The sequence below is a fragment of the Alloprevotella rava genome (genome assembly GCF_014195585.1).
GTDB lineage: Bacteria > Bacteroidota > Bacteroidia > Bacteroidales > Bacteroidaceae > Alloprevotella > Alloprevotella rava.
In genome coordinates, this window is the sequence record NZ_JACICA010000002.1 from 148,559 (window position 1) to 166,591 (window position 18,033).

The following is an 18,033-nucleotide window of genomic DNA, read 5'->3' on the forward strand; positions in this document are numbered from 1 at the left end:
ATTAGAGTTTTCGAAGTACTCGACAAGGATTGCCGGCGGCAACAACGCCGGCGGGAATATCGCGCGAAACAACACTGCCTGCACCTATGACAGAATTGTCACCAATGGTGACACCCGGAAGCACACAAACCTGCGCTCCAATCCATACATTATTGCCCACACGGATGGGCTCGGCACGCTCTTCGCCACGATTGCGCTGCTCAACATCGAAGGGATGAATCGCTGTATGAAAACCACACATAGGACCGACGAAAACATTATTGCCGAAAGTTACACGCCCGCCATCGAGGATTTGGCAGCCTTTGTTCATAAAAAAATGATGACCTACGCTGATATTCACGCCATAATCGCAAAGGAAAGGTTGGAGAATGCAGCACTCCTCGCCCACCTGCCCCAGAATCTGACGAATGAGCGCATCGCGCCCCTCACTATCGGACGGGTGCAGGCGGTTGTAGTCGTAGAGCAAAGCTTGCGTACGCTTCATTTGCTGCCGGAGTTCGGGGTCGGCTGCAGGATTATACCACTGCCCCGATAATGCTTTTTCTCGGTCTGTCATCATTCCGCAAAGATACACAAAATATAGAAAAAGTTCGAGGCCCTCGGTATTCGCATACGGAGGGCCCCTAGATGGTATTATTAAAACTTTACAAAATTTACTGTACTTGAGATTCGCATCTGAAGAGACAGCGGAGATGATAAATACTATAATAGATGAGTGTTATTATCATATTCCTCGGAAGGAGAGTCTTTTGCTCTCTTTTCCTTATTGTTGACGCAAAGATATAGGTTAAATCCAAAACTACCAAGCGTCTGCTCAATTATTTCTCAAGATTTACCTATATTTTTGTAAAGTCTATGCATCAATATTGGCATATGTAGCATTTCGCTCAATAAACTCGCGACGAGGTCCAACATCTTCACCCATGAGCATAGAGAAGGTGAAATCGGCGTTGGTAGCGTTTTCGAGCGTTACTTGCTTGAGAAGGCGCGTTTCGGGGTTCATGGTAGTTTCCCAGAGCTGACTGGGATTCATTTCACCCAAACCTTTGTAGCGCTGCGTCACGATATTGTCTTCTGAGCCTTCGCCGTAGTCTTTGATAAACTGCAAGCGTGCTTGTTCATTATAGCAATATTCTTCGTGGTTTCCCTTCTTACTTTTGCAACGATAGAGGGGCGGCATGGCAATGTAAAGATAACCATCCTCAATGAGTTGTGGCATATAGCGATAGAAGAGAGTCATGATGAGCGTTGCGATGTGCTGACCATCGACATCGGCATCGGCCATGATGATAACCTTGTGATAGCGCAGTTTCTCAATGTTGGCTTCTTTACTTTCACCGTCCAGGCCGAAACGAACGCCCATAGCCTGAATGATGTTGTTGACCTCATCGCTCTCGAAAGCTTTGTGCCACATGGCTTTCTCTACGTTGAGAATCTTACCACGGAGCGGCAGAATGGCTTGCGTGCGGCGACTGCGTCCCTGCTTGGCAGAACCACCTGCTGAGTCACCCTCGACAAGGAAAAGTTCGCATTCAGCAGCATCTTTGCTAGAGCAGTCGGCCAACTTACCTGGCAAACCGCCACCCGTGAGCGGACTTTTGCGCTGCACACTCTCGCGTGCCTTTCGCGCAGCGATGCGGGCTGTTGCTGCCAGAATCACTTTGTCGACAATGAGCTTTGCCTCCTTAGGATGCTCCTCCAAATAGTTGGTGAAAGCCTCACCCACTGCTTGATTGACGGCACCTGTCACTTCACTGTTGCCAAGACGCGTTTTGGTTTGCCCCTCAAACTGAGGTTCGGCCACCTTAACGCTGATGACAGCTGTAAGACCTTCGCGGAAGTCTTCACCACTGATTTCGATTTTAGCTTTCTCAATCTGTTTTGCTGCTGTCTGCTCAGCGTAGTTTTTAAGCACACGCGTGAGAGCCTGGCGGAAACCTGTCAAGTGAGTACCACCTTCTATTGTGTTGATATTATTGACATAGGAATGAATATTTTCAGCATATCCTGTGTTGTACATCACAGCCACATCGATGGGCAAGCCATTTTTGTTGGTTGAAATATGGATAACATCGTCGAAGAGATGTGAACGACTACTGTCCAGATAGCGAACAAACTGCGGCAAACCTTGCTCGCTGAAGAACTCCTGCTGACGAATGTTACCTTCATCGTCCTTGCGAAGATCGGTCAGCGTGATTTTCAAGCCCGCATTGAGGTAGGCTAACTCACGCATACGGTTGGAAAGAGTTTCGTAGTTGTAAGTCGTTGTAGAGAACACCGTATCGTCGGGCCAGAACTGCTGGCGAGTGCCTCTAACATCGGTTTCGCCAACAACCTTTACGCTGTAGAGCGGCTTTCCTTTTTCATATTCCTGTTGGTAGATTTTACCATCGCGGAACACTTGCGACTTCATGTGACTGGAGAGAGCATTAACACAGCTCACACCAACGCCGTGAAGACCGCCGCTGACTTTATAGGAACCTTTGTCGAACTTACCACCGGCATGGAGCACGGTCATAACAACTTCGAGGGCAGAACGATGCTCCTTGGGGTGCATATCTACGGGAATACCACGACCATTGTCTTGCACAACGATAGAATTGTCCTCACAAATCGTCACTTCAATGTGAGTACAATAGCCAGCAAGGGCTTCGTCGATAGAGTTGTCCACCGTCTCATAAACCAGATGGTGTAAGCCGCGTTCACCTGTGTCACCAATGTACATAGCAGGGCGTTTGCGCACCGCTTCCAGACCTTCAAGAACCTGAATATTGGAGGCGGAATAATTGGAGCCTTTCTGTTCGATTTCTTCCATATTTATGCTTTGTTTTTGTCTTGTCTTATATAGGTTACAAATATACGATTTTTCCCAAGTAACAACAAAGGTTTAAGCACAAAAAGGACGATACCGCTCTGCTAAAAATTACACTTCTCTACACCTCTTTGCCTTCGAGGCGTAAATACAATAAAGATGTTGGCTGACAGCCTTATTGTATCAGCTGACGCAATAAGGATATCCGCCAGCTTCCTTATTGCATTTTTAAGCCTAATAAGCGCGTTTCTCTGCAGCTTGAAAGTAGGAAAGATTAGGACAATACGACCGACGCAAAAAAACAAGGTTTTAAACAAAAAAAGGACTGCCTCCGTTGTGGGAGACAGCCCTTGAGAAATATTAAAGAAATGATTTGATTACTTTACCAAAACCTTCTTACCATTGATGATATAGAGGCCAGACTTCACGTTCTGTACGCGACGACCCTGGAGGTCATAAATTACGTTAGCCTTGTTAGTCTCTATCACACGACCAATACCTGTGAGGTTCTCATCAAGAAGTTCCTTAGCAGTAACATTGTTAGGCAGAGCAACCTGGAGGTCGCCAGCTTCAGTTGTCATTGCCAAGCCAGAGAAGTAACCGCTATTTGCACCTACATTTCTCATGTATTCGGGGTTAGAAGCACGTACGGGAGAGAGAGTTGCAGAGTAGAAGTTCAGAGAAGTGAACTTAGTGATCTTTGCACCATCTACAGTACCATACATACCGTTGTTGTTCTTACCCTCGAAAGCAAATGTCGGTTGACCATTGCTATTGAGCGTTACACCAACGCTAACTTCGTTTTCGTCAGCAGCAGCTACGTAGTAAACAGGAGTACCTGCAGGGATTGCGCCAGAAATTTCCTGGAATGCAAGAACGGTGTCAGTGCCAGTAGCATAGAGACCCAAGAATGAGTAAGCCTTACCATTACCATAGTAACCCTCGATATCGAACGGCATAGTAAGAATCTGGCCCTTACCCTTAGCAACTGCCAAGAAAGTACCGTCAGTGCTGAGAGCAGACTCAGTCATTGTAAATGCACCATTATTCAAACCGCCCTTGATATCACCTGTATAAGCTACGATACGACCAGCAGCACCAGTGTTGAGATACTTATCAGTACCCACCTTGATATTCATTGCGCCAGAGTTAGCATCATAAGCAGAAGAGAGCTGGATGTCGCGAGCTGTGTCAGAGAGAGTAACACCTGCGTTCAATTGGTTCTGGAGATCCATATAGCGGCCAGTACCCATATTCTTCAGACGTACAGTCTGGTTAGCAGCATCAACGCTTTCAACAAGCCAGTTGTAACCATAGTGGTCGTCCACCTTCACTGAGTCAGCACCAGCCTGGTTAGGAGCCATGTAGCGAATTGCAGTACCAAAGCCGTTATTTACAGCGTAAACAGGAGCGTTAGCTGCACGACCGTCAGCAGTGCTGTTGGTTGCAGTGCGGATGGTGTAGATCTTACCAGCTGTTGGGAGAACCATCGTAGCTTCGAGATTCTTCTTAGCCTCAGCCAACTTAGCTTGAGTAGCCTGAAGTTCAGCAACAGTCCAGTCAGTAGCGTTAGGCTTGCTGTTTGCAAGAGCAGAAACCTCGTCTACAACAGTCTGCGCTGCTGCCTTAGCACTTGTGGGGAAGAAACCAATAGAAGGAGTATCTGAGAACGGAAGCTTAGTGAGCTGAGTCTTCAGCGCATTGAGCAGAGAGTTAACAGTAGAAGGATCAGGCAGAGCAGCCTTCACGTTATCGTAAGCTTGTGTAAGAGCGTCGATAGTAGCTTGTGTTGCCGCCTTATTGTTCAGCTCACGACGAGCATCAGCAAGAGCTGTCTCAAATGCTGCAACTTGAGCTGCGGGCACCTGAGAAATAGTAGAGCGAGCAGCGTCGAGCTGTGCGTTATTGTACACACGGAACTCACCGATGTGGAAGAAGTCATATCCGTTGAGCTGCTGTGAACCAGTAGACTTGAGGCAGACAATGCGGAAGAACTTATAAGCCTGAGAGAGCGTTGGAGCAACCATAGCTGCGCCATTCTTGATAGTATCGTTACCTACGATAGTGTTCTGATTGTAGCTAACACCATAGAGGCCTTCATCATTCCAAGTACCTGTCGTATCGTTCGTAGCGAGCAAGCGGAAGACCTGAAGGTCGTTAACGCCATTTGCATTGGAACGCTTAGCAAACTGGAAGAGAGGTTTCTGAACAGCATCGTTGAGGTTAACCTGCAGATAGTGATTCTCTCTGATATTACCTTGCCATGCAGAGTGGAAATACCAGTTAGTACCTGTTGCAGACTTACCGTCGATATTGTCGATAAGACCTTCAAAAGTACCTTCATTACCTTGCTTAGCGTTAGAAGAGAACTGTTCTGCATCTGTCACCAAACCTGGCTGATCGAAAGTTACATAACCTTCTGCGGTTCTGTTGGGAACGTCACAAGTGTAAACGCGGCACTGTGAGTTGAGAACAGCAGCTTTCTCGTAAACGCTATTAAGCGCCACATTGAGCTTGTTCTGAGCCACCTGACCTACAAGCGCTGTGATTTCAGCTTCAGGGATCGGAGTAAATACGAAAGCATTACCTGGATCCTTCTTGTCGTTCCACTGAGAGATGAAGCCCTGGCTTGTGTATGTATTCCAAAGACCATCGCTCTCCGTCTTACCAATATTGAATGTGCTGCTATTGAATGTACTCTTAGATACAGTCCAAACAAACTGATCAGAAGAAGTTGCATAAGCCGTATTAGCACCTGTAAACTTCACATAGTTGCTCGTACCGAAGTTCTTGATGTAGAACTTGCCTTCCTCACCTGTTGGGATGAACTGGAAGATGTAAGCAACATCGTTAACAGTAGCGGGAGATTCGTGAGTAACACCGCCCTTGATCAACAGCTTAGAACCATTATCATAAGCATGGTTTGCATTACCGCGGCTGTCATGCAGGTAGTAATAACCAGCAGTTACAGGGTTGGTATTTTTCAGAGCTTCAGCAGTAGATTTGAGGTTCTGAACGAGAGTTTCAGCCTCAGCGTCCGTCAAAGCAGGATTAGCCTGAGCCGTAACAGCTGCTTGGAATGCAGCCTTAGCAGCATCCAACGTTTCTTGAGAAATCTGACCAGGAAGAGTACCTACAGCATACTGTTCTGCAGTGGGCTCGCCATTGGGATAGTACATATTGATGGCATTGCCGATATACTCTGCACCATGAGCTTCAGATACAGTGAAAAGAAGCCACTCTGTACCACCCGTCCAAGGAGCAAGATAAGGATGTACGTGCTCAGCTTCAAGATAAGTTGCTGTCAGGGTGTTGTTGTTCATGTACGTGTAAGTTGAAGCAAACACAAAACCACCTTCAACAAACTTACCAGTCACCTTTTTACGGAAGTCGGCACTGTTTTTTTCAGCAGGCATTGCTGTAAAAATGAAAGCATCAGCTGGATCGGATGTATAAGGAATCCAATCGCCACCCATATCCTGAGTGTCCATACCTCCAGAAAGAATTACATTCTGGATGTACTTGCCGGTAGAAACTTGCTTCAGGCGATAAGTGGGTTCACCATCTACCTGATCGCCTGTCAGCTCGAAAATAACGAGGCTCTGATCACCCACTTGGGCAGTCAAATCAGCATCGCCATTCCAATACTTGCTATGCCCTACATTCTGAATAACAACCTTGCTTCCATCTGTTGGAATCTCCGACAGCTGTTCGCCAAGACTGTACTTCTGGGCATACGCATTTACTCCTATCAGTGACAGAAGTAATAATGAAAAAAGGTAAGAAATCTTCTTCATTACGTAACAGTTTTTTGAATTTAACAATTTATTTTATTCTCTCTTTGTAATCTTTACATGCAAAAAATGCAGCAATATGCATGATTTTAAGCCACACTTTTTCGTATAAGACGGACAAATATAATACCTTTCTTAAAACATACCAACTTTTTGCAAAGTTTTAACTACTTAAAATGACAAGAGCACTGTACAAAAGAGAACATAAAAGCAGAGTGATTCAGCAGAAATACGTAATTTCGCACATAAAAAAGAATGAACAACGAAGAAGATTTACGCAACAAAGCATTGGCTGGCGATGCCGAAGCACAGAGAGAACTGGGCAACCGCTATCGCGAGTTTGACCTCATGATTGCTCCCGCCGAGGGGGAAGACCGCTTCGAGCCCACGCTGAAAGAAGCAGTATATTTTCTCTCTTTGGCTGCCGAGCAAGGACTCGTCGAGGCCCAAGTGGACTTAGCTAACATGCTTTCGCTCGAGCTCCCCACACAAGCCAACTACGCAACGGCACTCACCTGGTACGAACGCGCAGCGAAGAAAGGCAACCTCAGCGCGCTGATTCGTCTCGGGATGATGGCCGAACAAGGACAGGGACAACCGCGCAACTATCCGCTGGCGGCTAAATACTACGAGCGGGCGGCAGACAAGGGGCACATGCTGGGAATGTTCAACCTCGCGCTGCTCTATCGCTCAGGGCGCGGTGTGGAGGCCTCGCCCAAGAAAGCTATCAAATACTTCAAAAAAGCTTCCGACAAAGGCGATCTCTACGCTCCTTATTATATAGGAGAAATGCTCGAATTTGAAAATCCCGACGAAGCGCGCAGCTGGTACGACACGGCGGCGGCTCGAGGATTGCTCGAAGCAGAACTCAAAATCGGACAGCTACTCCATCGCCAAGGACACAACCGTGAAGCTCTTCCCCACCTCCGTCGAGCGGTCAAACTCGGTGGCGCAGCAGCCCGACAAGCCCTGACCACCTTAGAGGAAATCGGTTTCGAGCAATAGGCAAAGTCCCTCTTCGCCACAGCACTATGGGGTTAAAAAGTAGTAAAAATTTGGTATGTCTGAATTAAAAGCCTACCTTTGCCAGCAGAAACGAAAAATAACATACAGGATGTAAAGGATTCTCACTTATCTAAAAGCGAGAGTTCTTTTGTTTTTGTACTATTGTTGAACAACTAATAACAACAAATAACAATGGCTTACATGACCCAAGAGGGCTACGATAAGATTGTAGCCCAGATTCACCACATGGAACGAATCGACCGTCCCGCAGCCTCTGCAGCGATTGCAGAAGCGCGCGATAAAGGCGATCTGAGCGAGAATAGCGAATATGATGCAGCAAAAGAAGCTCAAGCTATGCTCGAAATGAAGATTAACCAACTAAAGGAAACTATTGCACACGCAAAAATCATTGACACCAGCAAGCTCAGCAACGAGACTGTACAGATTCTCTCTACCGTAGAAATGAAAAACGTGAAGAACGGTATGACAATGAAGTACACCATCGTGAGCGAAAGCGAAGCTAACCTGCGCGAAGGTAAAATCAGCAGTCGCACACCGATTGCTCAAGGACTCCTCGGCCACAAAGTGGGCGACACCGTTGAGGTGAAGATTCCGCAGGGCACTATCCAGCTCGAAATCATGAGTATCTCTATTGCCTAATCCGCAATTCCCCTACAAGCAGCGAACGCACAACGCTCTCCCTCACAGAGACCACAGCGTTCGCCGCTTTTTTATATCTCCGCACTATTGAGAGAGTAAAAACACGCATGAATATGCGTCGCACCAAAAGTGTGAAGGAAGAAAGACAACCACAAGGATACACTCCCTCCCTATAAAAAACTCCTTCTTTTGTTGTCACGTTGTCACAACCACACAAAACTCTCTGATAAATAAACACTTACCCGCGTGACAACAATTTTTTATTCGTCATTTTGTTGTCACACTGTTGTCACGCATATAACACAAACAAATTCAATGCGTTACTCTGCAACCGTGACAACGTGACGACGTGACAACAGAAAAACAAGACACAGGAAGAGCATATCCCTCCCCACTTCCATTCTCCTTATTGCTGCTTCCAGCATAATAAGCGCGTTAGCTGACGCAATAAGCCTGTCAGCTCACACCCTTATTGCGTTTGAGAACACAATAAGGATATCCACACCTTCCTTTATTATATCTATACTTCTCCTTCAGAAAAAAAGAAAAAATCTTCAGAAGATTCTGAAGATTTTCAACACATTGGTGTGATTTATTCTAATGTTGAAGACTTTCTTTGTACCAGCGATAGAGACGACTCACACCTTCTTCAATTTCCACGCGATGAGTCCAGCCAAGACTATGGAGTTTGTCAACATCGATTAGTTTTCGTGGCGTACCATTGGGTTTGGTTTCATCCCATACGATTTCGCCCTGAAATCCGACAGTATGAACGATGAGGTCAGCAAGGGCACGGATGGTGATTTCCTTACCTGTACCGATATTGATGTGGCAATTGCGGATTTCACCCAAATCTGGAATAGCCCCACCTCGTCCTTCACTATTATCGCGGTTTACAGCGCCATCAGTACGTGTTCCGTAAAAAACACTGGAGTATTTCTCCACACCAATAATGTCCTTGAAATCAACATTTAGCAGTACATGAACACTGGCATCTGCCATATCTTCGCTCCAAAGAAACTCGCGGAGCGGACTCCCATTTCCCCATAATGTGACACGATTGTCTTCGATGCCGTAGAAAGCCAATGCTTGAAGAATGCGCTCTTTAGAATCTTCACCATCCACATTGCCCTCACCTATCTGTGCTCGTAGATTGTCCGTAGGATTTATAGGACGTTTGTTCATATCGGTTCGAATGGCGTCCCAATCGTTGTCATGGATGAGTCGGGCAAGGTATATTTTTCGCATCATCGCTGGCATGACGTGTGAGTTTTCCAGATGGAAGTTGTCATTAGGACCATAGAGATTTGTGGGCATAACAGCGATATAGTTTGTGCCATACTGCAAGTTGTAGCTCTCACACATTTTTAGCCCTGCTATTTTTGCAATGGCATATTCCTCATTGGTGTATTCGAGCGGCGAAGTGAGCAGACAGTTCTCCTTCATGGGCTGGGGAGCATTCTTTGGATAGATGCAGGTGGAGCCCAGAAAGAGGAGTTTTTGAACTTTGTGTGAGTAGGCACTACTGATGACATTGCACTGCATCTTCATGTTTTGCATGATGAAGTCTGCGCGATAAATCGAATTGGCCATGATGCCACCCACGAAAGCTGCTGCAAGAACTACAGCATCTGGGCGTTCCTCATCGAAAAAATGCTCAACGGCGTATTGATCCGTCAAGTCGAGTTCTTGATGAGAACGTTTCACAAGGTTTGTATAACCACGCTGTAGGAGGTTTTCACAAATGGCCGACCCAACAAGTCCGTTGTGTCCGGCAACGTAAATTTTAGCTGTTTTCTCTAACATGTTTTACTTAACAATTCCCTTCTCCAAATATTCCACAAGGTTTGTTCTGACTTGTTCACTAGCACGTTCTGCCGCCACTTTAGCCATATCGCTATCAACCATAAGGTTGACGAGTTCTTCAAAACTGGTTTTATTCGGATTCCAGCCTAATTTTGCTTTAGCCTTTGTCGGGTCACCCCAAAGATTGACAACATCGGTAGGGCGGAAGAAGTCGGGCGACACTTCAATAAGCACTTCCCCCGTAGCCTTGTTGATGCCTTTTTCATTGATACCTTCTCCATGAAATTCAAGTTCTATGCCCACACGCTTAAAAGCGTGGTAGCAAAATTCGCGTACGCTATGCTGAACTCCTGTAGCGATAACGAAGTCCTCGGGGACTTTGTTCTGCAGGATGAGCCACATACATTCCACATAGTCTTTGGCGTAGCCCCAATCGCGCAAGGAACTAAGGTTTCCCAGGTAGAGCTTTTTCTGTTTTCCTTGCTTGATGCGTGCAGCAGCAAGGGAAATTTTGCGCGTCACGAAAGTTTCGCCACGGCGCTCGCTTTCGTGATTAAACAAAATTCCCGAACAGCAGAACATGCCATAAGCTTCGCGATATTCGCGAACAATCCAATAGCCGTATAGCTTTGCAACAGCGTAGGGGCTATAAGGGTGGAACGGCGTGTTCTCGTTTTGCGGCACTTCCTCCACTTTGCCGTAGAGTTCTGAAGTTGAAGCTTGATAAATGCGGCAACTGTCCGTCAGTCCCGTATTGCGAACAGCCTCGAGAATGCGCAAAACACCCGTAGCATCAATGTTGGCCGTGTATTCCGGAGAGTCGAAACTCACCTGCACATGACTTTGTGCCGCCAAGTTGTAGATTTCAGTAGGGCGCACCCTACCAATGACTCCCATAAGACTCATAGAGTCGCCTAAATCGGCATAGTGGAGATGAAAGTGCGGATGTCCTTCAAGATGGGCAATGCGCTCACGAAAGTCCACAGAAGAACGGCGAATAATGCCGTGCACTTCGTAATCTTTATCTAAAAGAAATTCGGAGAGATAAGAACCATCTTGTCCTGTTATACCCGTGATGAGTGCGATGTTCTTTGCCATATTTTCTTAATGTACTAATAAGTAAAAGTACCCATTCCGTTATTGGGTTTCTCTCTTTGAGAGATTACAAAAATAGGAAAAATTGTCAGACGAATACATTATTTTTCTTACGAAAGGGAGGAAGCTACTACAACACAAGTATGCTACACCACAAAAATTTCTGAATAAACCTAAGAGAAAACAAGCCAATTCCAGCGAAAGTCCTTATCTTCGCCCTATATCATCAAAACATCATTTAGCATGACACTATTTAGCAAAATCGTAGCAGGCGAAATTCCTTCCTATCGCTGTGCAGAAAATGAAGAGTTCTACGCTTTCTTAGACATCAGCCCACTCTCACAAGGGCACACCCTCGTCATCCCCAAGCGCGAAGAGGACTATTTCTTCGACCTCACCGATGAAGAACTGAGCCGCATGATAGTATTCACGAAGCGCGTAGCTCGCGCCATCAAAACGGCCTTCCCCTGCCTCAAAGTGGGTATGGCGGTTCTGGGACTGGAAGTGAACCACGCCCACATCCACCTCGTCCCGATGCAAACAGAAGGCGACATGGATTTCCGCAAGGAGAAACTCCAGTTCTCCGCCGAGGAAATGCAGCAAACAGCCCACAAGATTCTCACCGCTTTCGAGGCCGAAAAGTAAATTTTAGTCCCCTCATTTGGTAGAATCCCCAACTTTTCCTATTTTTGCACCGCAAAGTTCGCTCACCGACCTTTGCGCTGGACTTGTAGCTCAGTTGGTTAGAGCAACAGACTCATAATCTGGAGGTCCCAGGTTCAAGCCCTGGCTGGTCCACTGATAAACTCCTGTAAGTTAAAGGCTTATAGGAGTTTTCTTTTTACCTGTAGTTTATGAATATTGACAGAAATACATCTGAAATCAGCTAATGTTGGTCTATTGTTGTTCCCAAATTATTTGAGATAACATGCTGACATTCAAAGCAGAGGTACTAAAAAGCAAACAGAAAAGTGATGGAATGGATACGTATCAATCAATTCAAGGCTAATCAGGAACTTTTTTAAGGACTATCTCTCCTATCTTGATTACCTTGTGTTAACAGGAGTATTGGAAACAGAAGGGCAATATATCCGAGGGAAACAATCAAAAGGATATAGGTTTACAGAAAGATATGCAAATGCCCCTTTAGTAAGGTATGAAAAACAGTACTTTTGTATAGAGCAAGGGGAGACATTTATCATCCCTTCATGACAAGAAATTGCCCACACCTCTGACGCTGGTATGAATTGGCTTTTATAAAATTTGCAGATTTGATGCTTGTTTCGTGCAGAATTATCGTAATTTTGCAGTAACACTAAAAATAGTTGGCAATGAAATAGAAGTTTAACAAGACATACTAGAAAAAGAAGTGTTTACTTCTTGCTTGATGTATTCTGAAAATCGCCAAATTAGAGGAATATAACCATCACAGCATGAAAGTGAATGCTTGCACCATAGGTGTGGGCTTCCTTGTTGTATGGTTATAGGTGTTTGGCGATACCTCAGAATAGCAACAGGTAGAGTCTGCACCTTTCTTTTTGTGGTATGGCTACAAAAAGAAAGCATGGATAAGGAATATATCATATTTCAAGAGGATGGCTTATTTGGAGCTAAGAACCAAAGGGGAGAAGTTGTCATTCAACCTCAATACATGGAAATGCAGCCATTTAGCTGTGGGCTGTCATTAGTCAGAAACCACCAATATCAGTATGCTTACATTGATATTAACAACAAGGAAGTGGTTCGTTTTGGCATATATTCTTGGTGTGACCCACAATTTACTTGTGGATTTTCTCGTGTAATGGGATATTTGAAAAATAAGTGGGGAATTATTGACACCTTGGGAAATATTGTTGTTCCACTGAAATATGATAAAATATGGGTTATAAGGGAAGAATATCTCTTATCTCTTAGGGCTTTTCTCGGTGATAAAGAAGAAAGAATAAACCTTCATCTATTAGGCAATAAAGTCATCTTTGATGGTTTAACCTACATCTGTACTTATTCAGTAGAAGCATTTAAGGAATTGGTACATTGCAAGGAACTATATGTAAAGGTTCAACCTAATACAAGACAATTGTATTTTACCTTTGGAGCCAATATAGGTTTTGTTTCTTTAAAAGGGATGCCCAAAAAGCCTGTCATCTCCATTGTTGCCAATAGTAGTGGCAAAATATTTCCTTTGCTAATGGAAAAATCAGATATAGGTAAAGCTACATTATCTCCTACTAAAGCAGTTCCTAAAAAAAACATTTCAAGAAGAACATTCCACAAAACATCCTTTTGGGAGTATGAATCTGAAAAGATGAATGATACAGATAATTGGAGTGACCCTTACGGAGATGAGCAAGCCTATTATGGTGGATGGAGTAGAGAAGATATTGAAAGTGGATTGGCAGATGCTTATGAAGGAGATATAAATGCAAGATGGGATAATGATTAAAGATGTAATAAATATATGGAATTTCCACTGAATTTAGGCTTACAAAAGACAGGCTTACCACTGATTGTAACATCAGGTAAACTAAAGAACTTGTGTTTTCTTGTTGATACAGGAGCCACACATAATGTCCTTTTTACTTATGTGTTTGAACACTTCAAGAATGAATTTAAAGTGCTTGAAGAACACCAAAGCACAATGGGTATAGAAGGGAATTATAAAGAATGTCCAACCATTGAAGCAACATTCAACTTTGAAGGAACTGACTACACTTCCACTTTCTCCGTGCTAGATGCGACTGATGCTATTGCGCAAGTACAAGCGGAAACAGGTGTTCAGATACATGGGGTGCTGGGCATCCAGTTCCTTGTAGAGAACAAGTGGATTATTGATTTTGACAGATTGGCAATAAGTACAAGCAATAAAAAGGAATAATAATGGCAATAAAAATATATAATAATTGGTATTCCATTATCGTCAAAGTAGATAGTATAATGCGAATTTATGGGGAGAATGGTTTAGACGCTTTCTTGAAAGATTTTTTTCCGGGACCCCATACTTATAAGAGGAAACTAACAGAGAAGAGGCAAAGCAAAAGTTTTCAGTCTCTGTTCTCTAAAAGTAAACCCGTCGAAATTGAAATAGAAGAGTCTTATTCGCTTGAAGATTATTCATATCAGTATATTGCTGAAAAGTTCAATCATATAACAGGTGCTTACGGCCATGATGGGAACCTTGTGTACATCTCCTCGCTATATGAAGAAAAGATATCTGCGTGTTGTGAATGGCTAAACCAAAAAGAATTTTACGGATATAAGAGCGTAATCTATGTGGAAGATGTAGATTACGTTATATTTGAGAAAGATGGTTTCCCCATAGATGCCTCATGGTTAGAAATCGTCGAAGTAAATAAGGGCTCTAAATGTACAACTCCATATTACGTATATTCGATATCTCCATTTAAGCGACCTATGCATCCTACGTCATTCCCAAGTATTCAAGGTGGAATTCGCTATGAAACAGAATTTCAGTGGAATTTGAGTCAAAGATATATACAGAACAAAGAATTTAATAGATTCAGAGAATTGCGTGACGTTTCTCTCCTTTATACAAATTGTAGTGGCAGAGATATCGTAGAAAGTATAGACAATTGGCTTAGAGCGTATGATACTCCAATTGATTTGTCCAAACTTTCAGGAAATATGGAATATAAATTACTTTCCATCTTTGGAGATTGCATAAACACTCGCAACTTCATTTCTCTCTACCGCTTTTTGGATGATATACCCATATGCCGATTTGGAATGGATGAAGCAGAAAGTCCTGTTTCCAAGCATGATTTAACTATAAAACTAACGAGGTTATTTGAAAAGGGAAAGAAAAATTACAGTATCCAATTTCAACCAAAGAAGAACAAATACGTTGGATTAATTCAAGGAGAAGGGATAAAAGAAATAGTAGATATTAACGTCAGACATGATAAAATAAACACATTATGGATGATTAAAGAGGAATTTCATCTTTTACTCAAAGATGCTGTTCCAGTTCTCAAACAAATTGCAAACGAATGTAATCACGGAAATCCATTATATATAGAAAGATACCTTGCTGAAAATTTCAAATATACTTTCTATGGGGAACGAGAAATCTTTGGGAGTCATGTACTAAGCAAACGCCAATTTATCATATGGTGGGAAGTCGCATATAAAAATTATGCGAAATCGGGGGCTATTTTCCAAGTCTTTTATGACAGTGGAGGCGATAACGGTATTTGCTGTGTAATAAAAGAAAAAGGACTTGCAATATATACAACTTTTGATATTGTAGACGGTATTATTATTTCGGCAAAAGAAGAAAGAATAATACCATTCGAAGATATGAGAAGAATGTAAGTTTAAGTAATAAACATAAAGCATTATGACAAAAGAAGAATTACGTTCATTGACCATTGAGCAACTTAATGGCATGACAGAAGAACAACTTGACGTGATTGCAAACCAAGTTATTGAGCTCCTTGAAGAAGATGAGATAAAACAGCTTCCGAAAGAGGTTAGGAACAAGCTCAAAATCTCACGAGAAGGAGGTTTAGGCAGTTGGGAAACATGGATTGCCTTAATCATTTCCGCATTGGTAATGAGTTTGATGCAATTAATCATGGGTAAGTAGGAATCTGTCACGAATAAGAATACGATGATTGAAGCAATAGCCATACTTGCCATAGGAGCGGCGATACTCCTCTATGCGGAATGCCAGTCCAACAAAAAGACGATAGAAGAGCTAAGCTATAAAATAAGGCATCTGACAGGCAATTTGAATGAAGATGACAAAAGGGAAAACCAACAGCTCCTCGATGATTACCATTTTGATAAGATTGTCAGAGATTTGAAGTCGGAAGATGAATATGCCCAGCTTGAACCAGATGATGTGATAGAAGAAAGAGCAAGGGCTAAGTTCAAAAGTCTGTATGGATATGAATATAGGAAAAGCAAATGAACTCTTCATTCAAGTCAAAAGAGTAGGTTTTGCTGCTCTTATAGACAAGAGAATAAGACACAATTTTATCAATCCGGCACTCTTGGCTTTCTTCAATCTAGGGGAGAGACGGATGTATTCACTTCCTGAGAATAATATAGGAGAAGTGAATACAAGGCCAGCGTATGACCACTCCCAACCCTTTCTTCCTGACTATGTAAATGGCATCAGCGCTAATGATGTGTTCCATTATGTGGGGAAGAAAGTGGGAAAATGCAAAGACAATAAGTTGAGGGTATGCAAAGTGTTTAGGCTTGAATTTGAGTATGAGGGATGCACTTTCTCTTTTCCTTTCCTTCTTGACAAGAGTTTGAATATTCCAGCCATATTAGGACAAGAATCATTTAACCGAATAACAAAAATAGTTATGGAAGAGAAACAAGAAACTTAGCACTCCTCAAGTGCATTCATTGGCTTAGTATAAACTTAGCCATTGTTGGTCAATAGTTGTTCTATTGGCTTTTCAAAAGATTATTAACAGACTGACACATAATTGTTTCAGGCAGATTTATCTGCAGACTCATAATCTGGAGGTCCCTGGTTCAAGCCCAGGCTGGTCCACACAAAGAAGCTATCAGCGATTTAGAAATTATCTAAATCGCTGATTTTTCTTTTTGCAAAATCACTACCCTGTTTATCTTTTAATGTTAGGAACTTCAGCTTCCAAAGATGATTTTCATATTTTTATATGCACATTCATATGAAAGACATTATTTTGTTTCTAACTTTGCAATAGAAAATAATAAAAATGATAAAGAAGATTTTATGGGGCTCTGGAATGATCAGAGCTGTGGTTATTCTGATGCTGGGAGTTATCAGCATCTCTGGAGTTTCGGCTCAAACGGCAAAGAATGATACAATTCCGAGTGCGCTGATGTATCGCATTTCAGGGAATGGGCTTACTACTCCTTCGTATATCTTCGGGTCTATGCACATCATACCTCATGAGTTTGTAAATCGTAGTCAGAAGTTTATGGACATTGCACACAACGTGCAGCGCATCGTCACGGAAATTGACCATCAACAAAGCAAGCTATTTAACGATTCAAACATGGCATCTGCTAAGGCTCTTGCCGAACAGATGCTCCCCCATCTCGTGCTCCCTGCAGACAGCCAAATGCAGGTCATCGCCCCCGAAAAATTCTACACCGTTGATTCGCTCTTACATCGCTACCGCCTGGTGAAGACTCTCGTTCCCAACGACACTTGTTGGTGGCGCTACGAACCAGGCGTGTTTACAGCAGCAGCCACGCAAATAACAATGGGGATGTATATTACTTTAGGACAAGAATATGTCAGGGTGAAACCAGAGCAAACATCAGCTATGATAGATGAATATATGAGCATATTGGCCGATTCGCTTCAGAAGGAATACGCTCAGTTGGAGTCGCTCGAATATCAGAAAAGTCTGCTTCCTCAGCTCATTATAGACTACCGAAAAATGAAAATCGACTCCACCTATATCAACAATCTGTGCCGTGGCATTGCCAGTATGGGTGATATCCATAATAGAGCGAATATGCTATACGAAGTCATGACATCGCTGGACAATGCGATGATTTATGGGCATCAAATGATGGATGCATACATGAAGCAAGACGGACAGCGCACGGCTCAAGTCCTCATGGTGGCCAACCAGCAAGCAGGGCAGCAAACAGGGGAACAGATAGCGCTCAGAGAGCGCAACGATCGCTGGATGAAAGTGATCCCCTCCATGCTGAAGGAGAAATCGAACCTCTTCGTCGTTGGCCTCTTCCACCTCACCTCCACGGATAACGGACCTGGCATTGTGGAAATGCTCAAGAAAGCGGGCTACACCATTGAACCTGTACGTATCTAACAGCAAAACAGAACATCGAGAAAACGAACATAACATATTGTTTCACATA

Annotated in this window: 15 protein-coding genes and 1 tRNA gene; 11 read left to right on the forward strand and 5 right to left on the reverse strand. The window is 43.5% G+C overall.

Annotation, left to right across the window (positions count from 1 at the left end):
* Nucleotide 1: 1 nt before the first annotated feature.
* From FHS60_RS02620 to FHS60_RS02630, 3 genes are all read right to left on the reverse strand, one after another.
* Nucleotides 2-559, reverse strand: coding sequence for a sugar O-acetyltransferase (locus tag FHS60_RS02620; protein WP_183694604.1), 558 nt, complete (start codon nucleotides 557-559; stop codon nucleotides 2-4).
* 294 nt (nucleotides 560-853) lie between these two features.
* The gene (gene gyrB / locus FHS60_RS02625) at nucleotides 854-2,815 is read right to left on the reverse strand and encodes a DNA topoisomerase (ATP-hydrolyzing) subunit B (protein ID WP_183694607.1); all 1,962 of its coding nucleotides are present in this window, start codon (nucleotides 2,813-2,815) and stop codon (nucleotides 854-856) included.
* A gap of 374 nt (nucleotides 2,816-3,189) precedes the next feature.
* A complete protein-coding gene (locus tag FHS60_RS02630) occupies nucleotides 3,190-6,609 on the reverse strand; it encodes a hypothetical protein (RefSeq protein WP_183694610.1) in 3,420 nt (1,139 codons plus the stop codon).
* A gap of 252 nt (nucleotides 6,610-6,861) precedes the next feature.
* Between FHS60_RS02630 and FHS60_RS02635 the strand changes: the two genes are divergently transcribed.
* Nucleotides 6,862-7,611 carry a tetratricopeptide repeat protein gene (locus FHS60_RS02635; protein WP_183694613.1) on the forward strand — a complete coding sequence of 250 codons (750 nt, stop codon included), beginning with the start codon at nucleotides 6,862-6,864 and terminating at the stop codon, nucleotides 7,609-7,611.
* A 192-nt stretch (nucleotides 7,612-7,803) separates the two neighbouring features.
* Nucleotides 7,804-8,271, forward strand: a complete 468-nt coding sequence (gene greA, locus FHS60_RS02640) for a transcription elongation factor GreA (RefSeq protein WP_183694616.1) — start codon at nucleotides 7,804-7,806, stop codon at nucleotides 8,269-8,271.
* Between the two features lie 597 nt (nucleotides 8,272-8,868).
* On the opposite strand, the gene FHS60_RS02645 is transcribed toward greA, so the two are convergent.
* Together FHS60_RS02645 and gmd are read right to left on the reverse strand one after the other, a co-directional pair.
* The gene (locus FHS60_RS02645; protein ID WP_183694619.1) at nucleotides 8,869-10,077 is read right to left on the reverse strand and encodes a GDP-L-fucose synthase family protein; all 1,209 of its coding nucleotides are present in this window, start codon (nucleotides 10,075-10,077) and stop codon (nucleotides 8,869-8,871) included.
* A gap of 3 nt (nucleotides 10,078-10,080) precedes the next feature.
* On the reverse strand, nucleotides 10,081-11,175 hold the full coding sequence (gmd, locus tag FHS60_RS02650; protein WP_183694622.1) for a GDP-mannose 4,6-dehydratase: 1,095 nt from the start codon (nucleotides 11,173-11,175) through the stop codon (nucleotides 10,081-10,083).
* 240 nt (nucleotides 11,176-11,415) lie between these two features.
* On the opposite strand from gmd, the gene FHS60_RS02655 reads away from it, so the two are divergent.
* The 9 genes from FHS60_RS02655 (at nucleotide 11,416) to FHS60_RS02695 (ending at nucleotide 17,984) form a co-directional block, all read left to right on the forward strand.
* Nucleotides 11,416-11,817 carry an HIT family protein gene (locus FHS60_RS02655; protein ID WP_183694625.1) on the forward strand — a complete coding sequence of 134 codons (402 nt, stop codon included), beginning with the start codon at nucleotides 11,416-11,418 and terminating at the stop codon, nucleotides 11,815-11,817.
* A 79-nt stretch (nucleotides 11,818-11,896) separates the two neighbouring features.
* Nucleotides 11,897-11,970 (forward strand) — tRNA-Ile (locus FHS60_RS02660).
* A 766-nt stretch (nucleotides 11,971-12,736) separates the two neighbouring features.
* Entirely contained in the window at nucleotides 12,737-13,615 is an 879-nt protein-coding gene (locus tag FHS60_RS02665; RefSeq protein ID WP_183694628.1) for a WG repeat-containing protein, read from the forward strand.
* 15 nt (nucleotides 13,616-13,630) lie between these two features.
* On the forward strand, nucleotides 13,631-14,047 hold the full coding sequence (locus tag FHS60_RS02670; RefSeq protein ID WP_183694631.1) for an aspartyl protease family protein: 417 nt from the start codon (nucleotides 13,631-13,633) through the stop codon (nucleotides 14,045-14,047).
* 2 nt (nucleotides 14,048-14,049) lie between these two features.
* Nucleotides 14,050-15,504, forward strand: coding sequence for a hypothetical protein (locus FHS60_RS02675; protein ID WP_183694634.1), 1,455 nt, complete (start codon nucleotides 14,050-14,052; stop codon nucleotides 15,502-15,504).
* Between the two features lie 25 nt (nucleotides 15,505-15,529).
* A complete protein-coding gene (locus FHS60_RS02680; protein WP_183694636.1) occupies nucleotides 15,530-15,778 on the forward strand; it encodes a hypothetical protein in 249 nt (82 codons plus the stop codon).
* Nucleotides 15,779-15,802: 24 nt separating this feature from the next.
* Nucleotides 15,803-16,105: a hypothetical protein gene (locus FHS60_RS02685; protein WP_183694638.1), complete on the forward strand. Its 303-nt coding sequence runs from the start codon at nucleotides 15,803-15,805 to the stop codon at nucleotides 16,103-16,105.
* Nucleotides 16,083-16,535, forward strand: coding sequence for a hypothetical protein (locus FHS60_RS02690; RefSeq protein WP_244957407.1), 453 nt, complete (start codon nucleotides 16,083-16,085; stop codon nucleotides 16,533-16,535). Before FHS60_RS02685 ends, FHS60_RS02690 begins: the two co-directional genes overlap by 23 nt.
* A 357-nt stretch (nucleotides 16,536-16,892) precedes the next feature.
* Complete coding sequence (locus FHS60_RS02695; RefSeq protein WP_183694643.1) at nucleotides 16,893-17,984, forward strand: TraB/GumN family protein; 1,092 nt, start codon at nucleotides 16,893-16,895, stop codon at nucleotides 17,982-17,984.
* Nucleotides 17,985-18,033: the final 49 nt, after the last annotated feature.